The organism is Wolbachia endosymbiont (group A) of Andrena hattorfiana (assembly GCF_947179565.1).
Taxonomy (GTDB): domain Bacteria; phylum Pseudomonadota; class Alphaproteobacteria; order Rickettsiales; family Anaplasmataceae; genus Wolbachia.
Genome location: NZ_CAMXBT010000003.1, coordinates 94544 through 114162, shown reverse-complemented (window position 1 = coordinate 114162; position 19619 = coordinate 94544). Strand labels below are relative to the sequence as shown.

The 19619-nt window shown below is 34.1% G+C and carries 15 protein-coding genes and 1 pseudogene; 7 read left to right on the top strand and 9 right to left on the bottom strand.

Annotation, left to right across the window (positions count from 1 at the left end; translation table 11 throughout):
• Positions 1-34: 34 nt before the first annotated feature.
• The gene (locus OM966_RS05470) at positions 35-1147 is read left to right on the top strand and encodes a hypothetical protein (protein WP_264329128.1); all 1113 of its coding nucleotides are present in this window, start codon (positions 35-37) and stop codon (positions 1145-1147) included.
• An 82-nt stretch (positions 1148-1229) separates the two neighbouring features.
• On the top strand, positions 1230-2402 hold the full coding sequence (locus tag OM966_RS05465; protein WP_264329127.1) for a CCA tRNA nucleotidyltransferase: 1173 nt from the start codon (positions 1230-1232) through the stop codon (positions 2400-2402).
• Here OM966_RS05465 and OM966_RS05460 read toward each other — a convergent pair.
• From OM966_RS05460 to OM966_RS05450, 3 genes and pseudogenes are all read right to left on the bottom strand, one after another.
• Positions 2386-2790: a hypothetical protein gene (locus OM966_RS05460; protein WP_264329126.1), complete on the bottom strand. Its 405-nt coding sequence runs from the start codon at positions 2788-2790 to the stop codon at positions 2386-2388. The two genes, OM966_RS05465 and OM966_RS05460, sit on opposite strands and share 17 nt — an antisense overlap.
• A 21-nt stretch (positions 2791-2811) precedes the next feature.
• Positions 2812-4104: a hypothetical protein gene (locus OM966_RS05455; protein ID WP_264329125.1), complete on the bottom strand. Its 1293-nt coding sequence runs from the start codon at positions 4102-4104 to the stop codon at positions 2812-2814.
• 133 nt (positions 4105-4237) lie between these two features.
• A pseudogene (locus tag OM966_RS05450) lies at positions 4238-4771 on the bottom strand (HK97 family phage prohead protease).
• A gap of 815 nt (positions 4772-5586) precedes the next feature.
• On the opposite strand from OM966_RS05450, the gene gap reads away from it, so the two are divergent.
• The 5 genes from gap (at position 5587) to OM966_RS05425 (ending at position 10228) form a co-directional block, all read left to right on the top strand.
• Positions 5587-6573 carry a type I glyceraldehyde-3-phosphate dehydrogenase gene (gene gap, locus OM966_RS05445; RefSeq protein ID WP_264329389.1) on the top strand — a complete coding sequence of 329 codons (987 nt, stop codon included), beginning with the start codon at positions 5587-5589 and terminating at the stop codon, positions 6571-6573.
• The gene (tatC, locus tag OM966_RS05440; protein ID WP_253309061.1) at positions 6570-7328 is read left to right on the top strand and encodes a twin-arginine translocase subunit TatC; all 759 of its coding nucleotides are present in this window, start codon (positions 6570-6572) and stop codon (positions 7326-7328) included. The genes gap and tatC overlap by 4 nt, the downstream gene beginning before the upstream one ends.
• A gap of 400 nt (positions 7329-7728) precedes the next feature.
• Positions 7729-8025: a hypothetical protein gene (locus OM966_RS05435; protein WP_264329124.1), complete on the top strand. Its 297-nt coding sequence runs from the start codon at positions 7729-7731 to the stop codon at positions 8023-8025.
• Between the two features lie 111 nt (positions 8026-8136).
• Entirely contained in the window at positions 8137-8436 is a 300-nt protein-coding gene (locus tag OM966_RS05430; RefSeq protein ID WP_264329123.1) for a hypothetical protein, read from the top strand.
• Positions 8437-8809: 373 nt separating this feature from the next.
• Positions 8810-10228 (top strand): hypothetical protein, encoded by a 1419-nt coding sequence (locus tag OM966_RS05425; RefSeq protein WP_264329122.1) that lies wholly within the window; start codon positions 8810-8812, stop codon positions 10226-10228.
• Positions 10229-10516: 288 nt separating this feature from the next.
• Here OM966_RS05425 and OM966_RS05420 read toward each other — a convergent pair whose 3' ends face one another.
• From OM966_RS05420 to OM966_RS05395, 6 genes are all read right to left on the bottom strand, one after another.
• Complete coding sequence (locus tag OM966_RS05420) at positions 10517-13633, bottom strand: YhdP family protein (RefSeq protein WP_264329121.1); 3117 nt, start codon at positions 13631-13633, stop codon at positions 10517-10519.
• Positions 13626-14063 (bottom strand): ribonuclease HI, encoded by a 438-nt coding sequence (gene rnhA / locus OM966_RS05415; RefSeq protein ID WP_253309066.1) that lies wholly within the window; start codon positions 14061-14063, stop codon positions 13626-13628. Before rnhA ends, OM966_RS05420 begins: the two co-directional genes overlap by 8 nt.
• Before the next feature lie 175 nt (positions 14064-14238).
• Positions 14239-15126, bottom strand: coding sequence for a heme o synthase (locus tag OM966_RS05410; RefSeq protein ID WP_264329120.1), 888 nt, complete (start codon positions 15124-15126; stop codon positions 14239-14241).
• A 1-nt stretch (position 15127) separates the two neighbouring features.
• Entirely contained in the window at positions 15128-16678 is a 1551-nt protein-coding gene (gene ctaD / locus OM966_RS05405) for a cytochrome c oxidase subunit I (protein ID WP_264329119.1), read from the bottom strand.
• A 15-nt stretch (positions 16679-16693) separates the two neighbouring features.
• Positions 16694-17458 carry a cytochrome c oxidase subunit II gene (gene coxB / locus OM966_RS05400; protein WP_182182743.1) on the bottom strand — a complete coding sequence of 255 codons (765 nt, stop codon included), beginning with the start codon at positions 17456-17458 and terminating at the stop codon, positions 16694-16696.
• 455 nt (positions 17459-17913) lie between these two features.
• Positions 17914-19434 (bottom strand): HlyD family type I secretion periplasmic adaptor subunit, encoded by a 1521-nt coding sequence (locus OM966_RS05395; RefSeq protein ID WP_264329118.1) that lies wholly within the window; start codon positions 19432-19434, stop codon positions 17914-17916.
• Positions 19435-19619: the final 185 nt, after the last annotated feature.

The following is a 19619-nucleotide window of genomic DNA, read 5'->3' as shown; positions in this document are numbered from 1 at the left end:
ATAGTAATATATAGCTTAAATTAAGGTAAAAACTATGCTTCAATCTAGGGAACGGAAATTACCAACTAATAGTCAAGTAGTTAAGTATAATACTGCGGGCGACGGCAATTGTTTTTTTCATGCTGTGTTTGGTGATAATAGCTCTGGTCCATATAAAGCTGAAAGAGCGCAAGATATGAGAATGGAATGGCACAAATTTTTAAGTCAATTTACATCTTTAGATGATGTAAGTATGCCAGCTCCTTTAAGAGCTCAGCTAGAAAAGGTTTTTAATATGTTTTTAAACAAGCCAGGGGATTTAACTGGTAAGTCTGATAGAATAAAGGAGTTGGTTGAGCAAACAAATAGGAAAATTAAAAATGCTGAAGGTAATGTGAAGAGGTTAGTAAGTAAAGCTGTTAGCAAATTTAATATATCGCATGATCAAGCTATGCGTGATTTAAGAGAATATGCAGAGGCCCTTGGTGAAAATGAGTACGATGTCCAATATAACAGTGAATTTATTACATGCTCATTTCTTGACAAACCTGAACTCTATCAAGCCTATCTAGGAGCAATAGAAAATAAAAGGTATTTTCCTTTCATTGAAGAAGTTCAGATATTAGCTTCTTTAGCTAATATTGAAATTAATGTCCATTGTGAAGTTAGCGGTAGAGAGAAGCAACAAAAGTTTGAGCCAGATCCACAAATGATAAATAATGATGATCAGTTAAATCAGGTATTTAATCGTGAGAGTTATAAATTAAATGACGAGTTATGGGGTAGTAAAGAGCGAGAAACAATATATCTTGGAGGGAATCATTACTCTAGAGCTGAAATTGTAACTCAAGAATTAATAAGACAGCAGCAAGAGCAAGAAGACTTTCTATTAGCAAAAAAACTGCAGCTAGATGAGATCTTAGAATATTGTAACGTTTCAAAAGACAACCCTAAAAGAGCAGAGGTTGAAAAGAGATTTGATGAGTTATTGGCAGAAAATGCTAATGGAAAAATTTGTGATGTTGTAGAGCAGTGCGTTAGTGATATAAAGCAGCGCATAGAGCGCTCTGAAGAGCAAAACCCTTCAAGTTTACTAAGTTCAAGATGTGGTACGGAATCGATGGCAGAACAACCATTTCATCAGCAGCAACCAATACTTGTAAAGTAAATCTTCATAGCCCTGTATATTTTTATATAGGGCTTTTGCAAGCATTTCATATAATATGAACTTGCAGTACGTACTAACCTAAATGCAAGTTGACCATGAAACTAGTTTAATCATTGATGCTATAGAGAAATTTGGTGGTGAGGCTAGGCTTGTCGGCGGGTGTGTGAGAGACTCAATTTTGCAGCGTGATGTCCATGATATTGATCTCGCTACCAATTTGCTTCCTGATCAGGTGATGAAAGCGCTAAAACTCCGTAATATAAAAACTATTCCAACTGGCTTAAAACATGGGACTATAACTGCGGTTCTAAATCAAAGATCTTTTGAGATCACAACACTAAGGCATGATGTGAAATGTGACGGCAGGCATGCGAAAGTAGAATTTACTAATAATTGGCAAGCTGATGCTTCAAGGCGTGACTTTACATTTAACGCTCTATATGCAGATAAGCATGGCCATATATATGATTACTTTGGTGGTATAGAGGACTTAAAGGCGCGAAGGTTAAACTTTATAGGCAACGCTGAAGATAGAATTGAAGAAGACTATCTACGTATTTTAAGAGCATTTCGTTTTCATGCAAAAATATGTGTCGGAGATTTGAGTGATGAAATACTAAGCGTATGCAAAAAGCATTCGCATATGATCCAAAACCTCTCTGGAGAGAGAATAAGAGATGAAATACTTAAATTGCTGGAGTGCAATGATCCTTTTCCAACACTTAAGAGCATGCAAGAATCTGATGTTTTGCAAAAGATTATCCCAAAAGAAGTAAAATGCAAAATTCTGTCTTCGTCACTTCTTTTCGGCACTGATGCACTAGTAAAATTAGCGTTACTCCTTAGGACCACCAAAAATGACAGGCTAAGTCTTGGAGAATATGTAAGTAAGTTTCTACGTCTTTCAAACAAGCAAAAGAAAAAGCTGTTATTTTTATTATCCAACGATATCAAAACAGAACTCTCAGAAAAAGAGCAAAAAAAATACATATCTTTATTTGGTAGAGAATTATATTGTGATTTAGTAAAAATTTGTGGTGTTGAGTCTGGAGAAAATGTTGATAAATACATTTCGTTTGCTAATACATTCAATATTCCAAAATTTCCTTTATCTGGCGATGATTTAATAAGTATAGGTCACCAGCCAGGAAAAAGTTTAGGTAGGAGCTTGGAGTTGCTAAAACAACATTGGGAAGACAGCTCCTACACTTTAACAAAAGAGGAGCTGGTGCTTTATGCTAAGAGCCTACTCTAACTGCTTTCCGACTGTTCAATGAATGTATGCTTGCAATATTAGTGTGACTCATCGAGGAATTAGGTGTGTATTCTTTTTTAGCTTTTTCTGTTAATTGGTATTCGTTTACTCCTCCTTGAGTTTGATTACACATTTTCTGATCTGGAGATAAAAATTTATCTCTTATGCTTGATGTCAGCTGTAACTCTTGAATCTTATCTGAAAAAAATCTCATTCTAGCTTCTACTAGCTCTTTCACAACAATTTCTTTAAGTAATTCTCCTGAGTCGTTATTATTATTATTTTTGCTATTAAAGCTGTGCAAGATAGAGTCTACAATCTTATTTACCCCTTCTTCTTGTTTGTTAAATTCTAATTTTTTTACGCATTTTCTAACAGAAGATGACAACTTGGCTTTTAACGTGCCATCTCATAGTTCTTTACCTACATTTTTTCCAATGTGACAATGTTCGTTGACAACTTCTTTAACCTTGGCTTCTATGATCTCCCTTGCGGATTGTTTCAAATTACTTTCTAATAATTCAAGCAGCTTACTGCTTTCAAATTTGCCATCATCTTGATTTAATAGAGACTTTATAGTTTCATTAAGCACGTTATGGCAAAAGTGCTTTTCTTTAAATTCAGGAAAACCTTTTTTTAACTCCTCGTTTTTCCTAGATAAAAAGTTATTGAGATTCTTATCCCCAAAAAGCTTAGAGAAAACCTTTGAACCGTTTGACTGAGTTGATTTCATAGAACCAGTAGTTGATTTTGCAGTAGATACTGTGCTTACCAAACTCACTGTATCTGACGCTTTAGTTTTTGTTTGTCCTTGTGATTTTTGAGTTTCTCCATCAATATCTTCTAACCTTTTATCAACATCCTTTAACTTTTCTTCCAACTTTTGTTGTTCTTGATTATTTAACAGTTGTTGTTGCATTATTTTTAATTGTTCTTCCATGTTTTCTTTTTCTCCCTGTAGTTTCTTAATATCAGCTTTCAATTGATCTTCTACTTGCTTCTGTTCCGTTTTTAGCTGCTCAATCAACTTCTCTTGTTCTGCAGGTTTTTGATTTTTTCCTTGTAAATCTTCATCTAATCCTTCATTTAACCGCATTAAACTATTTATTTTCATATCGATTCGTTCAAATATCAACTGAGATTTTTCCTCTGATTCTGCTTGGAGATCTTCATAATCTTTTTTGCATTCTGCAAGTTTAGATTCCAAATCCTCATTTTCCTTTTTTAAGAAGGCATTTTGTAAACGTTCAAGTTCTAGTTCCTGATTTACACCCTCCAGTTGTGCATTCAATTCTTTATCATCTTCTGTGCATACTTCTTCCATATCATTGTAGTCTTCATCAATGAATTCATCATTTAATTTAGCATCAAAACTCTCATCAGTAGATCCACTACTTACTTCAGAGTAAATTCCTTCATCTTCACTCATTATTTCACTCTGGCTCCCTTTTTCTGCCACTTCAGGTTTTAAGTCAGCTCCAATATTTCTACCCGTTGTTTCAACACATTCGGTCTGCATTATCGTATCTTGAAATGTTACTTTATTAGATAGAATATTTTCCGCCCATTTGTTCCATTTCTTTGGTAGTATTCGTCCAATCGTTTTTAAGTACAACCAAGCAAATACAATAGACCAACTGTATTTTTTTTCCTTTCGTTTAACATTAATTTCATAATTAACCGTATTGTTAGTATTTAGCATAAAATTACCTTATTCTCTAACTTCGATTTACAGAAAATTTTAACAGTAGTAAAGTTATATATTAGTATAAATGTTAAATAAATACTAACGCAAGTATCAAATTATGGTAAAGTCTTTGCCAGCCTAATACACTTTAAGCAGAAATGTACATGTCTATAAGTACAGCATTTACTTTTTCTATCGCTCTTGCTAACATTTCCTGTTCATTGTTCTGATTTTTCACATTGATTACCTGAGCAGCTAAGTTTGCAGGAAAAGTGACCAAACTGACTTCCCATAATTCCACTTGTTTTAACACTCTAGCTCCGCTTTTATGATCAACATCATACTATATAGGTATATAGCCGATGGAAAGTCCATTGATTACTCCAGTTTTGAGCATTAAGTACGCTTCCTTTGCTTTTTGGATGCCCAAAAGTAAGTGTGCGGTTATATACAGGCCAACATCATTTTCGCAAATATCTATAATATTACCTATAGGTTCACCTGGATTGTGCTGCCAAAGGAGTTTTATTTTATTTCTGTTTAAATTTTCCTTAAATGCTCCGGGTAAGATCAGGTCATTTTGTTTATCAACTATATTAAAAACGCTAGCATAACCAGAAAATACACCGTTTTCTCCTATGCTTTTTATTGACAATGGTGAATAGAGAAATTTCTTATTCATAAAGCCTCCTGTAGTATTGGGAATTTTATTTCGCAATGCACTGCGATATAATTCTATTATATGCAGCGCTCTAAAAGGGGGGAGCACTTTTCTTAGTTACTAAAAACGCTAACTGGAATCCAGATTGGACACTGGGTTATAAAAGTATAGCTTCTACGTCATGCCACCGCGAACCGTCATACCGCCGCGGTATCTCTAGATCCCGCTAACAAGCAGCGTGATGACGGTTGTCAGGGTAGCTGTCATCCGAGTAGCTTGACTACTTGGATCCAGAAAACTTAACTCTAAATAAGTGGCTGCATAATAAAGACTAGATTCCAGACTGGAATGATATCATAGGGGCACTGGGATGACAAAAAAAGGAGCACTGACCATTTTCGGTCTCTTAAATTGCTTTAGCTACAAACATTAAGAAATTTACCAAGTGGAAAAAAAGGCAAAAGAAGCCCCGTGGTGCGAGTTTTGACTCTATATTACTGTAAGTGGCGCTGTAATAATGTGCTAACGCTTAAAATAAGCGCGATTTGGCTGAATGTAGAAAAATTTTAAAAGACATGCAGCCGCTATAATTTTATGTAATCCGCCAAAAAATACCCTAAGTTTTTTACTGAATTTTTGTTGTTGAACCTGCGCAGATCAAAAACAAGTTTTGAGTCATAAACACCCTTAATACTACAATAAGGGGGCCGACGGAGTTTGTCAAGCAATTTTTTAGCCCTGTCTCCTTGCTATAATGTTCATATCGATAGAAAAGCAAAAGAATAGAATGAAATATCAAGTGATATCCTCTATAATTAAATTTTTTGAATGAAGAGATGACGATTCGTGTAGGAATTAATGGTCTGGGTAGAATAGGCAGAGGCGTATTGCGTGCTATTTTCGAAATAGAAGAATATAGCAAACAAATAGAAGTTGTAGCTGTCAATGGATCGCTCAGTGCAAAGCAGCATGCACATTTGATTAAATATGATTCTGTTCATGGCAAATTCAGTGGTGATATTGACTTTAATGAGTCTCAAAATTGGCTATCTATAAATGGCAGAAAATTTTCTTTATATAGAGAACGGAGCCCTGAAAATATTCCTTGGAATGTTGATGTAATACTTGAATGTACTGGTGCATTTAACAAGCGTGAAGAAGCAATAAGGCACAATGCAGAGAAAGTGATTGTCTCTGCTCCAGTTCCAGATGCTGATGTAACTATAGTTTATGGTGTGAATAATGATATGCTCAAAAAAGAGCATAAAGTAATATCAGCAGGTTCTTGCACTACAAATTGCCTTGCTCCGATTGTGAAAGTCCTACACTCTAATCTAGGTATAAAAAGTGGCTTTATGACTACTATACACGCCTATACGAATGATCAAAATGTTCTTGATGGCAATCATAGAGACTTATGCAGAGCAAGGGCTTGCGGATTATCTATGGTGCCAACTACAACCGGGGCAGCAAAAACAATTGGTTCTATAATTCCTGAATTAAAGGGAAAGCTAGATGGCACTGCCGTCAGAGTTCCAGTTAGCAATGTTTCTATGGTTGATTTTAAATTTACGACTGATAAGAAAGCGACCGTTAAAGAAATAAATGAAATGTTTAAGGATGCAGCAAGCAATGTGCTTTCTGTATGCACGGAACCTTTAGTTTCAATAGACTTTGTGCATAACCCTTATAGCGCAATTGTGGATTCAACTGGTACATATGTTACAGGCGACATCTGTAGAGTTGCGGCGTGGTATGACAATGAGTGGGCTTTTTCGCTGAGAATGTTAGACATAGCATTATTGAGCCATAGTAAAGTATGAATGGAAACCCAAACAAATATGCTTCATTTTGTGAGCACTTTGCGGAACTCAGAAAAAGAGTTATCTTTTGCTTTCTATTTTTTTGCGTTACTTTTGGTTTTTGTTACTACTTTAAGGAAAATATATACCGTTTTTTACTTGCACCTTTAATAGAAGCAACAAAAGATAGCGAAGGTTTTTCTTTAATTTACACAGACTTAACAGAGGCATTTTTTGTGTATCTTAGAGTCGCAATAATGAGCGCACTTTTGTTTTCTTTTCCTGTGTTTGCATGGCAATTCTATATGTTCTTAGCACCTGGGTTATATAAAAGTGAAAGGGCAGTGTTGTTGCCATACTTAATTGCAACCCCGGTTTTATTTGTAACGGGAGCTACTGTAGTCTATTACTATATATTTCCTTTAGCCTGGAAGTTTTTTATCAATTTCGAACACAGTGGTAAATCCTTCGATATACCGATAGAGTTTATGCCATCAGTTAGCGAATATTTAGACCTCGTTCTCCAATTTATGTTTGCATTTGGCACTGCATTTCAAATTCCAGTAATACTCACATTGATGGTGAGAGTAGGGTTACTCACTACACAAAGTTTGTCAAATAAACGCAGAATCGCGATAGTGGTAATTTTTATTATCGCTGCAATCTTAACTCCACCTGATGTATTAAGCCAAGTAGGGCTTGCAATACCAATGCTGATTCTATATGAATTGTCCATTTTAATATGTAGGTATATTGAGAAGAAGGCAAAGGTTTGAATAAATATGCATTTGTAACGTTCTTTTTCGAGCACGAGCACCTTTTTTTTGTTTAAATGTGTGTGATAATTACTAAAGAATATTTAATGCGATAGAAATTGACAATAGCTTAAGTGAGCATAATGTAATCGATAAAATAAAGGAAGAATTACGAGGTACATATATATTTAAAAGGTTCCCGAGCAGAGAAGCCAAAAATTTTTATACAATACAATTATGAAAGCTTTTTTTCTGATGAAGAACTCAGTTTTTGTTTAAAAGAAGAGCCGGAATATTGGGATAGGTATCTAGATGAAGTAGAAAAAATGAAAAAAGAAAAGATTGGTAATAATGTTACATTCTATGATATTTTGACAGGCAAGAATGATGAATTAGCATCTCACGTACGAAAGGCAAAGCATTGGAAGATGACTATAAAAGTAAATTTCCTATATATGCTAACGATCTAGAACGTCAATTCAAAATAGGAAATCAGAGACTGGATGCTTTAAATGTAGGCGAGATAGTTACTAGACATTTTGATGGTTTTATGCGGAAAGAGGGTCCATTCAATTTAAAAATCGCTGAATATTTAAGTAATGAAGATATAAAAAACTTGAGAAAAGCAGCAATCCAAACTATGGCTGAAGATGATTGTAAACTTGGAGAGCCTGATAAAGATGGAGAAAGTCCATCAGATGAGGATGTAGCTGCTTAGTTACTTACTGGTGCAAAGAAAGATACACTAGTAACTGAGGTTGCAGGTAATGAAGGGTTACAAGAAGCTGTAGTAGGTAATCAAGATTTAAGAACTGCAGTAACAGACACTTTGAAGGATGATGGAAATTTTCAAGCTGCTGTAAAAAGAGATCATGATAAAGAAGCACGTAAGTCTTTAGAAATTGGTATCATTTGTGGTGTTATAGCTGCATTGGCAGTCGGTGTTGGGTGTGGTGTTGCCGGCGTTCAATTATCAGTATTAGCTATAGTTGGTATAGATGTAGCTGCTGCGCTGGCAGTTGGACTTGTTGCTGGTGGTATTACATATGCAATATCAAAACCTAGTAATAAACTAGATGAACTAAACTTAAACAAAGAGCAAGCGAGTGCTGCTCACTCTAGATACTAATATATAATACTTAAAGAGATACTTTAATACTTTCTCTTAAGTACTAATCTGGAGGTTCGACAAGTTGCTGTTTAAAAGGTTGGGAAGTAGTTTTATTAGCATTGAAAATTACATAATATACATTATGGAAAATAAAATTACATAACATAAGAAGCAACGCTAAAAATAAAATCACATAATATAGCAAACTATAAAACATAGTATAAAAAGAGCTATTTCAGCAAAATTTTAAACAAATAAAATTCATTAGCTTCACAATTGGCACCTTACGAGAAAAGTACATTTGATATACAGATTTAAAATACAAGTTAACGAATTATTATGATTTTTACCAAGATAATAATATAGTAAGGTTTGGTAGTGAGGTATCAAAATGGGAAAATACACTAAAGATAATCACGATTGTGCAAATGATGGCACTTGCGGGCAATCTATAACGGATTTTAGGATTGGTAATTCTGACATTTCTTTTTTTGATAGTAACAAAAACTTAATTGCCAAAGTACCTAAACTACCAAAGTATTCTAGGGATAAATATGGGCATCAATTGTATAAGGAAGCTGAGTCAAAGCAGTTCAATTATTTTTCCACAAATATACATGATGTTTTGTCTAACAGCTTTACCGTTAAATACAAGTATATAAATTGTACTATAAAATATGACAACTTATCTGAGCAGGAACAAAACCAAATAGAAAAAGACATTAAAACTGCCTATGAGGCATTTAAAGAAAAGTTTTGCTTGAAAAATAGTAATGCAAGTTACAATATAACGGTTCACATTTTTAATAATAGAAGCGATTATACAAAGTATAACAATCTTCTCGGCTTAGATAAAGATGGTGGTCCAGGATATATTACACGAGGAGTAACAGATTATCAGAATATTCTGACATATAAGCAAAGTGCCATGGATTTTATTCTAGGTCATGAGCTAGGCCACATATTTCAATTGTGTTTTTCACCATCGGCAACAGTCAAAGCTTTGAGTATTCTGGATACTGAACTCATAGCAAATGTTGTTGGACGAGAAGTAGAAGAAAAAAATTATAAAGCTATTTGCAAGCAGATGGGTGTAGATGAATATAAAGACCATGGATCGATGTTTAGTTTTAAATACAAAGGTACAACTGGTAGTATATACCGCAAGGACCTTTCAGAAGAAGAAAAATTTCAAATTATACAACGTGTCAAGAATTCTGGACTAGATGAATATGAAGATCGTGGATGGATGTTTAGTTTTAAATACGAAGGTACAACTTATAGAGCAGAACACAAAGGTTTTCTTTTGGTAGAAGAAGAAAACCTTCGATTGATTCAAGATATAAAGAACTCTCATGAATTACTCATTAGCGAGTGTTACAAATTAGGGGGCGAGAGCGCAACTTTAAAAGTTTATATTGATGTTGATGAACATAAGGACATAGAGAAAATGTATTTTCATAATCCAGACAAGAATATATCTGAATGGTTAGATAAGACACTTATAAGCAGAAGTAAACCTGAAGTGGATGTGGATGAAATAGAGCAACCCAGTAATTTCTTATCCAATATTTTTTCAGCAATTAAATCCGTTATTGATTCTATCTCATCATTCTTTTCATGGTTATTTGGGTCTAAAGAGGAAGAACAATTTGATAACAACCTTTCTTTGCTTAACTTATCAGAAGAACAATCCGATGACAATCTTTCTTTGCTTAAACCTGATGTTAATCAAGATGCTGACGAAAACTACGTAGGCAATTACTCACTATGTAATCATGATTATCACCAACATGATGACCTAATATAGTAAAATAACGAACTTTTATCCCCTACCCTTCTAGTTGTATTTATAACTTTGCAGATATGGGAGGCGATAAAGGGCACTTAAACAACTAGATAAAAAAACTAGGTGGATCATTCCGAAATTCTTGCATTTTTTGTCTATAATTTTGTAAAGAAATAACTTTTACTTTATCATAATCAAGTTTCCAGAAAGAGAGTGGTATTGCTTAAATAATTAGATAAAAAATCAGGTGGATCATTCCGAAATTCTTGCATTTTTGTCCATAATTTTGTTAAACAACTTCCCTTTTGGTCATGTCGAACCAAATTTCTTTTTCACACCACCTTTTAAGCCACCGATGACAGCTTCGTTAGTTTTTGTCATAATGCGATCAAATACTCCCAATAACCTCTTTAATAGGTTTGGAGTTAGCGAAGAGATAAGATCAACAGATACGTTATTGTTTTTGTCATCACCACTTGCTTTATAGTCTATTGAAACGATTCCCCTACTTTTCCCGCCAGTAAGAAGTTTCCCAATTATAGGAATTTTTAACAAAGATTTATTAATTGAATATGCTGGTATTACCTGTCCTTCAACTTGGAATTTATAATTTCTAATGTCGAGCTTACCGCTAGTGCTAATGCCTAATTCCGACCCTTCAAGCCAAGATTCTTCAATTTCGACAGAGCCATCTTTGTATGAGAAAGGTACATTACATTTATAAAAGTATACACCTTCATCCTTTATAGCATTTACAATACCAGGAAGCGAAGACATCGATAATAAAGTAGTGAGTAGTGGAGCATCTTTGATATAAAAATTACTAATAGATAACATGCCATAATGTTCTTCATTTTCTCTTTGAGGAGATAGATAAAGAGAAAGTTTACCATTTTTGACTGATTTACTAATGCCTAAGGAACGCGAAAGTATACCTGCATTATCCGCATATATTTCGAGCCCTATTCCACTGTATTCCGCTAGTATGTTGCTGCTATCTTCTAGAAACTGTCCTGTAAATTGACTTCCATTGCAATTACCTTTAGTACAGGTTACATTCAGCTTAGCATTTTTGATAACGACGCCTTCTTTCATAATTACATTGTCAACATTCATACTAATTTCTATATCTTTGTTTAATCCATTATTGTTTTTGCCAAGCAAGCCTAAAATATCACTCAAATTGATTTTCTCACCATAAATAGTTATGGCATTTTTTTCCTTACCTGATTCAATTTCTATACTAAAATCATTATCAGGCAATTTAAAACTACTAGAATTTAAATATAAATTTCCATTTCCTACTCTTCCGCTGAATTTTATATCTAGGTCATTTCCTATAACATCTAATTTGTCTATTAACAATTCATCGGCACCTTTTAATTTTACAGAGAACAAAACTTTATTGTGATCTTCAAAACGATTTTTCCACCCAAAATAACTTGAACGTGATTCAAGCTCTGATAAATCCATATTACCATTAACATGTCCCGTCTTATCTTGATTTATCACCGATTCTATATTTGTATTGACATAGCCACCTATATTTTCATCAAAATCAAGTATTTGAGCGGGTAAATCTCCGGTCAAATTCCAGGCAAAACTTTCATTCCTATTGCTACTTTTCAGGTCAAATAATAGCTGTGTGTTATTCACCATACCACTACCATTTAAATCTATAAAGTCACTGCCAAAACTAAGCTTAATGTCATATTTACCAAGACTTGCATTATAGACGGCCAAATTGTTAATTTCAGAATGAAAATTTGCTGAGAAGTCTACTTTTTTGTCATCAGCATTTAGATTAAAAATGCGAAAATTAAATACAGATTTTGCCATTCCACTTACTTTATCCCTTTCAACCTTCACCACATCATCCAGCTTAAATCTTATAGGCTCATAAAAACCATACGCATCACTTACAGCTTGGCCATTAATGGTTAGAACTGAATTTTCCTTATTGAGAGATTTCATTTCAATATCACCACCATTAATAGCGAAATTCTGAAACTTAGCGCTATTTGCAGTAATTTTGAGATCGTTATTCTTGATGATCAAATCACCCTTTAATTCCTTTACTTGCTCAAAATCTTCATCAAATTTTACGCTACCATTTTCTATATCAGCAACAATTACAATGTCTGACAGATCGCCATCAACCAAATTGTTAATTTTGCCATTGAAACTTACAATGGTATTTAAAACATCCCCATTAATATTATCACAATACCAGCTTCTAAATTTACTATTCACTACACCATCTGGTACATAAGTACATAAATCCTTTGCAGCAAACTTGCTAATATTAATTCTAAGCAAAGCATGACTTGTACTAAAGTTCATCTTGCCTATTAAAGAGAGATACGTGTCATTTAACTTAAAATGGAAGTTTTTTACACTAATAATTCCATCACTATATGTTAAATTTATATTTACATTAGTTAAGGCCAAATTTTTGTTCAAATAATTTTCTGTATTCAATACGTATATATTTCCATCTACAATTTCATCCTTTTTATCAATTTTCACTGAGAAGCTTCCTTTGAATCCTATATTTTTGTCCAAATTGTAGCTTTTAACTAATGTAGAAAACTCGCTCAATAGTCCCAATTTTAGATTATAAAATGTCCCGTATACATTTAGCAAATTGTTGCGATTTTTTATTGTAATTGATAAATCATCCAAAAATCCCTTTCCATCTTTTGTATTCACATGAATATCTAAAACATTAAAATCTTCCCCCTTCCCTATATATAATTTATCAATAAAAAATTCATCTTCTGTGCTTTTATCAATAGCGATGTTAGTAAATTCAATTTTTGAATCCGCATTTAAGTCAAAAAAAAATCCCCTTATTGTTTTTAATAGATTTTTTGCACTGCTTTCTGTCATCTTGAAATTCTTCCCTGTCATTCCAGCACTCGTCCTTGTCATCCAAGTAGCTTGACTACTTGTTTCTTTTTTTCTAGATTCCAGCGTCACGCGCTGGAATGACACCGAAGGAAGGCGGTTACTATTTAAATAATGATTATCCAAAAGGTCTAATGAGTTTTGCGGATTAACATTAGTTTCTTCTCTCTTGATACATACATGCACATTATCAGCTGAAACCTGAGAGAGATTTGTGCTAGCTTTAAATAAGGAACTTAACTTAAAATGTACAAAAAGCTCAGGAACTTTTATAGTAAAATTAGGGTTTGCTATTGCCAAATCTGTAATGACTAAATACCGATCTTTGCCATCTTTCTGCCAAACAACTGAGGTATTCTCCATATTAACGCTTGAGCCAACAAATATTTTTGATATTTTATGTTTAACATAAAAATTAATATAATTAATATTGATTTCTAAAGGCTTTAAAAAAATAAAGAAGCACAATATGAACAATAAAGCTACGGAAAATAATATAGTAATTTTTTTAAGCATCAATTATTGCTTTTCTTGCTAAAATATCAGCCTCCTCATTATATTTATTGCCACTGTGTGCTTTAACCCACTTCCAATCAATTTCGTGTTGTGAAGCAACGTTGTCTAGCTCTTTCCACAATTCCATATTTTTTACTGATTTTTTATTACTTGTTTTCCAGCCATTCATTTTCCACTTATTTATCCACTCTGTTATGCCATGCTTAATATAAAGACTATCCGTATATAAATTAATATTACAAGAAAATTTCAATACTTTTAGCCCATTGATCACCGCTGTTAACTCCATTTTATTGTTTGTGGTATTTTCTTCTCTACCATAAATGTCTTTTCTATAATCTTGAAATAATATGATAGCTGCCCATCCTCCCGCTCCAGGATTACCAGAACACGCCCCATCCGTGTATATTGTCACTTCTTTCTTACTCATCTTTGTTTATATCGGCTAACAAAGTATACAGTTGCTTTTATGAAAGCACAATTTCTAAAGGTAGTTTAAGCTGCACCTTTAAATTTTATTATAGAAACAAAAAAAAGTGTGACAACGAGCATTACCAAAAGGAAAAGTAAAAAATAGTTTTTATGCTTCTGCCGTTCTTTCATAACTAAAATAAATCAATAGAACAAAAAATAATACTGGCGAATAGGGAAAATAGATAAGAAATTGAATAAGAAAACATTTGTTTCTGTGAGTTGTGGTTCTTGAATCTGAGAATTGATATAGCGTACCAAATAAAGATGCAACCTGCAAAAATTGCCATGCTTAGATAAAGTAAAGCCTTTTTCAAAAATAGAGCTGGAAGCAAGCTGGTTAATACCAGCAACACACTATAAATTAATATATATTTTCTTGTTTTTTCCGGACCATAAACAATATTGAACATAGGAATCGATGCTCTTGCATAGTCTTCAGACTTATTTAAAGATAAGGCCCAAAAGTGTGGTGGAGTCCACATAAAAATTACTAAAAATAAAATGAAACTTTCCCAGCTGACAGAATTAGTCACAGCTGCCCAGCCAATCATTGGAGGAAAAGCACCTGCTGCACCACCGATAACGATATTCTGTGAAGTACGCCTTTTTAGCCAAATTGTATATACGAAAACGTAAAATAATATGCTAACTGCAAGCAAAGCAGCAGAAATATAGTTTACTGCTATTGCCATGATAAATACTGACAATATTCCAAGAGTTATACCAAATTCAAGCGCACTTTCTGCAAGAATTCTTCCTGAGGGTATAGGGCGGTTTTTTGTCCTTTCCATGAGCAGATCTATGTCTCTGTCATACCACATATTTATAGCACCTGCAGATCCTGAGCCAAGAGCAACACATATAAGAGATATTAGTGCTAGAAAAGGGTGCATACTACCTGGTGCAGTAACCATACCAGCAACTGCAGTAAATACCACAAGATACATTATCCTTGGCTTCAGCAAACGCCAAAAATCCAGTATTGTTGATTCAACATTTAGCAAAACACTTGTGTACATTCTATTTTACCACTGGTGGCTTTTCGAAAGTATGAAAAGGCGGTGGTGAAGATACTGTCCATTCCAAGGTGTCACCTTCCCAAGGATTATCCCCAGCTTTTTTGCCCCATTTAAAGAGATGTATAACTATAAACACAAAAAACATAACTGAAACAAAGGACATATATGAGCCAATTGAGGATATATAATTCCAAGGGATAAACGCATCAGGATAATCAGGTATACGCCTTGGCATGCCAGCTAATCCTAAGAAATGTTGAGGTAAAAAAGTGATATTGGTACTAATAAAAGTAAGCCAAAAGTGGATTTGACCTAAGCGCTCATTATATTGTTTACCCGACATTTTACCAATCCAATAATAAAAGCCAGCAAAAGCTCCAAATAATGCAGCAAGTGACATGACATAATGGAAGTGAGCAACAACATAGTAGGTATCATGCAGAAGCTTATCTATTCCACCATGAGAAAGAATTATTCCCGTTATTCCACCGCCAACAAACATGAAAATAAAACCTAGCGCAAATAGCATAGGGGTCTTAAACTCAATTGCTCCACCCCACATAGTTGCAATCCAGCTAAAGACTTTTACACCAGTTATAACACCGATAAAAATTGTGGTAGTGCTAAAAAATGCAGCAGCGTCAGCACTAAGCCCAACAGTGAACATATGATGAGCCCACACCATAAAGCCAAATACTGCTATACCTATCATAGCATAAACCATCCCTATGTAACCAAATACAGGTCTGTGAGAAAAAGTTGATACAACCTGACTTATGATGCCAAATGCAGGAAAAATAATTACGTAAACTTCTGGATGACCAAAAAACCAAAATAGATGTTGAAATAACACAGGATCTCCGCCACCGGCAGGATCAAAAAAGGAAGTACCAACATTGCGATCAGTAAGAAGCATAGTTATAGCACCGGCAAGCACTGGTAAGGCAACAATCAACATAAATGCTGTTAGCAAGACAGACCAAACAAACAGTGGCATCTTAGTTAATGACATTCCTTTTGTGCGCATGTTAAATATAGTAACTATAAAGTTGATCGCCCCAACAATTGACGACATACCAGCAACATGAAGTGCAAGTATAGCAATGTCAACTCCTGCACTTGGATGGGACATTACCTGTGATAAAGGTGGATATAAAGTCCAACCTGTACCTGGACCTTCACCAATAAACACTGAGAGAATGAGCAAAATAAAAGATGACACTAATAACCAAAAACTTAAATTATTCATACGAGGAAATGCCATATCTGGTGCGCCAATCATGAGAGGTACAAACCAGTTACCAAACCCTCCCATGAGGGCTGGCATTATCATAAAAAACACCATTATCAACGCATGCCCTGTAACCATTACGTTATATAATTGATAATTATTGTTAAGTATATTAATGTGCATTAGCTGAGTGCGAATAATCACCGATAATAATCCACCAATAATTCCAGCTAATATGGAAAAAATAATGTACAGTGTCCCTATGTCTTTATGATTAGTGGAAAACAACCAACGCTTTATGCCCTTTGGTACGTCATTCATACCTATACTCCAAATTTAACTCACTAATTTTCTATTTTCAATCCACTTATTAAAATCTTCTTTGCTTACTGCTTCAACAACAATTGGCATAAATCCATGGCCTTGACCACACAATTCATAGCACTGCCCGTAATAAACACCAGACTTTTTGATATTAAACCACGCCTCATTCAGCCTACCTGGTATCGCATCAATTTTTACACCGAAAGCTGGTACTCCCCAGCTGTGTATCACATCTCCTGCTGTAACTTGTAAACGAACGTTAGTATTAATGGGTAAAACGATGTTGTTATCAACAGAGAATAGCTTTAAATCTCCTTCGATAAAGTCTTCTTTTCCCTTAATATAACTATCAAATGACACACCTTGATATTCTGGATATTGGTAACTCCAATACCATTGATGGCCAATAACTTTCAGTGTTATATCAGCTTTCGGTATTTCTTCCTGTAGCTTCAGTAATTTAGCGTTTTCAAAGGCTAATATACCAACAATAATCGTTGGTATAACAAACCAAACAATTTCTAAAAGGACATTGTGGTTAGTTTGGCTTACGTTTGCCACTTTGCTTTTACGAAAGCGAAATACTACATAAGCAAGCAGCGCCCACACAAAAAGCATTATTGCAACCATCACAACCATTACAAACGAATGTGACCTAACTACAGCCTCCATTACTTCAGTTGCAGGAGCAGGAAATCCAAATTGCCAGGAAGTAGGAGCAGAGGCAACAGATATATTTGAGTAAAATATTATCAATAGTGCAAATAACTTCACCATATCTTTTGTTTGCTATAAAACTAAATGATATACTGTATAATAGTATATATAAACTTACTATGCAAATAGAGATTAGTGATGGTTAATAATTTTTTAGCATTCAACAAGTATAATAGTACAATACTAATTTGAGTAAAAAAGCATTTACATAAATCTATTGTAAGGAAAAATATTATAATATTTTAAATTAAGTATTTACTTTAAGTAAATTCTATAATAAGTTTATAATCTGTAAGATCAAAATCTTACAAGTTTCTTTATTTTATTATACATTGCAGTTTGTTAATTAACTTTTAATGCCTTGGTAGCATTACAGCTTGGACCAAAGATTTACGCATTATAGAAAATAATTACAAAAAAACACACTATATTTGTATACCATACAAACTTTTTTCATTCTGCATAGCTGAGTTACTAGATTCTGTAAACGAAATCTTTAGAGAAGCCAAATAGAGCTACCTTTCTATAAAAGACCTATCGACTGTTGCAATTATAGGTGTAAACAAGAATGATAAAAGAGTACGGGATTGAGTAACTATGTACACTTCTGCTGGCATACCAGGGTATAGGTATACGTTTTTAAACTGAGCAAGCTCTGGCTTTGGTATCACCACGCGCACTGAATAATAACGCCCTAGTCTTGGATCATCAAGAGCATCAGGAGAAATATGGCTTACTATACCACTAATTAAACTTAAACGACGTGCACTGTAAGCACTCAGCCGGACTTTAACCTTTAGCCCTTCTAGCCCATCAATAGAGACTATGTTGCTATCTTTCTTTTGTGCTGACAGTACCTCTTCTATGTTTCTGGTCTGAATTTTAGCATCTATTATTAGGTCATCATCCGATGGCACTACGCTCATGATTGGAACTCCAGATTGTATAACACCACCTTCAGTATGGTATCTTATATCTGTGACTATCCCATCTTGAGGGGATTTAATTATTGTACGTGCTAATGAATCTTCAGCAACCATCAGCCTCTCTTTCAAGTCTGCAATAGACGTACTAACTTCCTTAAGTTCAGCGTTTGCTCTTTCTTGAGAATCATTTCTCACGTTTATAATTTCTAATTCATTCTCTCCAATTTTTTGCTGCACTTGAGATATTGCAGAACGGTAATGTCCAACTCTGCCTTCAATTTCAGCAAACTGTTTTTCTAAAGCTAAAATGTGTGGTTTGCTTATATGGCCACTATCAAGTAATTGTCTTTTTGTTTCCAACTCCTCAGTTATCAAGTCATATTGCTTATGAGCTGCATTTAGTTGAAAGTTTAGCCCAGCTAATTCATCATTTAACTGCTTTATACGTTGTTGCAGTATGTCTGTTTTTCCCAATATGCTCTTTCTCTGAGAGTTGAACAACTTTACTTGATTCTTTATCGCTTTATTTACAAGTTCATCGAGAGATAATTTTTTAACCTCATCAGGAAACTCGAGCGTGTCTAAATCTCCTCTGATTGCAATAAGCCTTGCTTCTGTTGCTAAAAATGATAAGAGCTTTTCTTTGATAATACTTAAATTCGCCTTCTCGTTAACATCACTCAACAAAACTAGAGGCTCATCTTTTTTAACTGCTTGGCTCTCTTTGATTAAAATTTTGCTTATTATTCCTCCGCCCAAGTGTTGAACTATTTTCCTATTTGAAGATACAATAACTTCTCCACTTGCATGCACCGCACCGTTAATTGGAGCTATAGCCGACCAAATACCACCTATCCCAAAAAAGATGAGTATTACTACCAGACCAAAAAATAGTGGTCCCCATGTTACTCTCAGAACTTCATTTACGTTATTACTTTCGCGTTTTAAAATAAAATTTATCACTGCATCAATCAATGCAAACGTCTTATCCAAAAATTTTGGGTACTTCTTCTTTTTATTTTTTGCTCCTTGCATATTTATATTATCACTATGGCCAATCAGGCCTGTCAAAGAAAATCCAGCGCTAAGCTTTTTTAACTTACTTATCATAATACTACTGTGAATTTGTGTTAACTCAAGATAACACACAAAAACAAAGAATCTATAATTTAGGCATTCCATTTAGACTGCAGAGCACCAGAATAAACTATTTAGTAACAATTCCTGCATCAACTATGTTTTTAAAATTTTTTGACGTTTAACTTTATTATAACTTTTCCTTTATTTTGTGAATA

Coding starts and splice junctions, on each gene's coding strand:
- OM966_RS05470 (WP_264329128.1), top strand. CDS start 35: ATGCTTCAATCTAGGGAACGGAAATTACCAACTAATAGTCAAGTAGTT.
- OM966_RS05465 (WP_264329127.1), top strand. CDS start 1,230: ATGCAAGTTGACCATGAAACTAGTTTAATCATTGATGCTATAGAGAAA.
- OM966_RS05455 (WP_264329125.1), bottom strand. CDS start 4,104: ATGCTAAATACTAACAATACGGTTAATTATGAAATTAATGTTAAACGA.
- gap (WP_264329389.1), top strand. CDS start 5,587: ATGACGATTCGTGTAGGAATTAATGGTCTGGGTAGAATAGGCAGAGGC.
- tatC (WP_253309061.1), top strand. CDS start 6,570: ATGAATGGAAACCCAAACAAATATGCTTCATTTTGTGAGCACTTTGCG.
- OM966_RS05425 (WP_264329122.1), top strand. CDS start 8,810: ATGGGAAAATACACTAAAGATAATCACGATTGTGCAAATGATGGCACT.
- OM966_RS05420 (WP_264329121.1), bottom strand. CDS start 13,633: ATGCTTAAAAAAATTACTATATTATTTTCCGTAGCTTTATTGTTCATA.
- rnhA (WP_253309066.1), bottom strand. CDS start 14,063: ATGAGTAAGAAAGAAGTGACAATATACACGGATGGGGCGTGTTCTGGT.
- OM966_RS05410 (WP_264329120.1), bottom strand. CDS start 15,126: ATGTACACAAGTGTTTTGCTAAATGTTGAATCAACAATACTGGATTTT.
- ctaD (WP_264329119.1), bottom strand. CDS start 16,678: ATGAATGACGTACCAAAGGGCATAAAGCGTTGGTTGTTTTCCACTAAT.
- coxB (WP_182182743.1), bottom strand. CDS start 17,458: ATGGTGAAGTTATTTGCACTATTGATAATATTTTACTCAAATATATCT.
- OM966_RS05395 (WP_264329118.1), bottom strand. CDS start 19,434: ATGATAAGTAAGTTAAAAAAGCTTAGCGCTGGATTTTCTTTGACAGGC.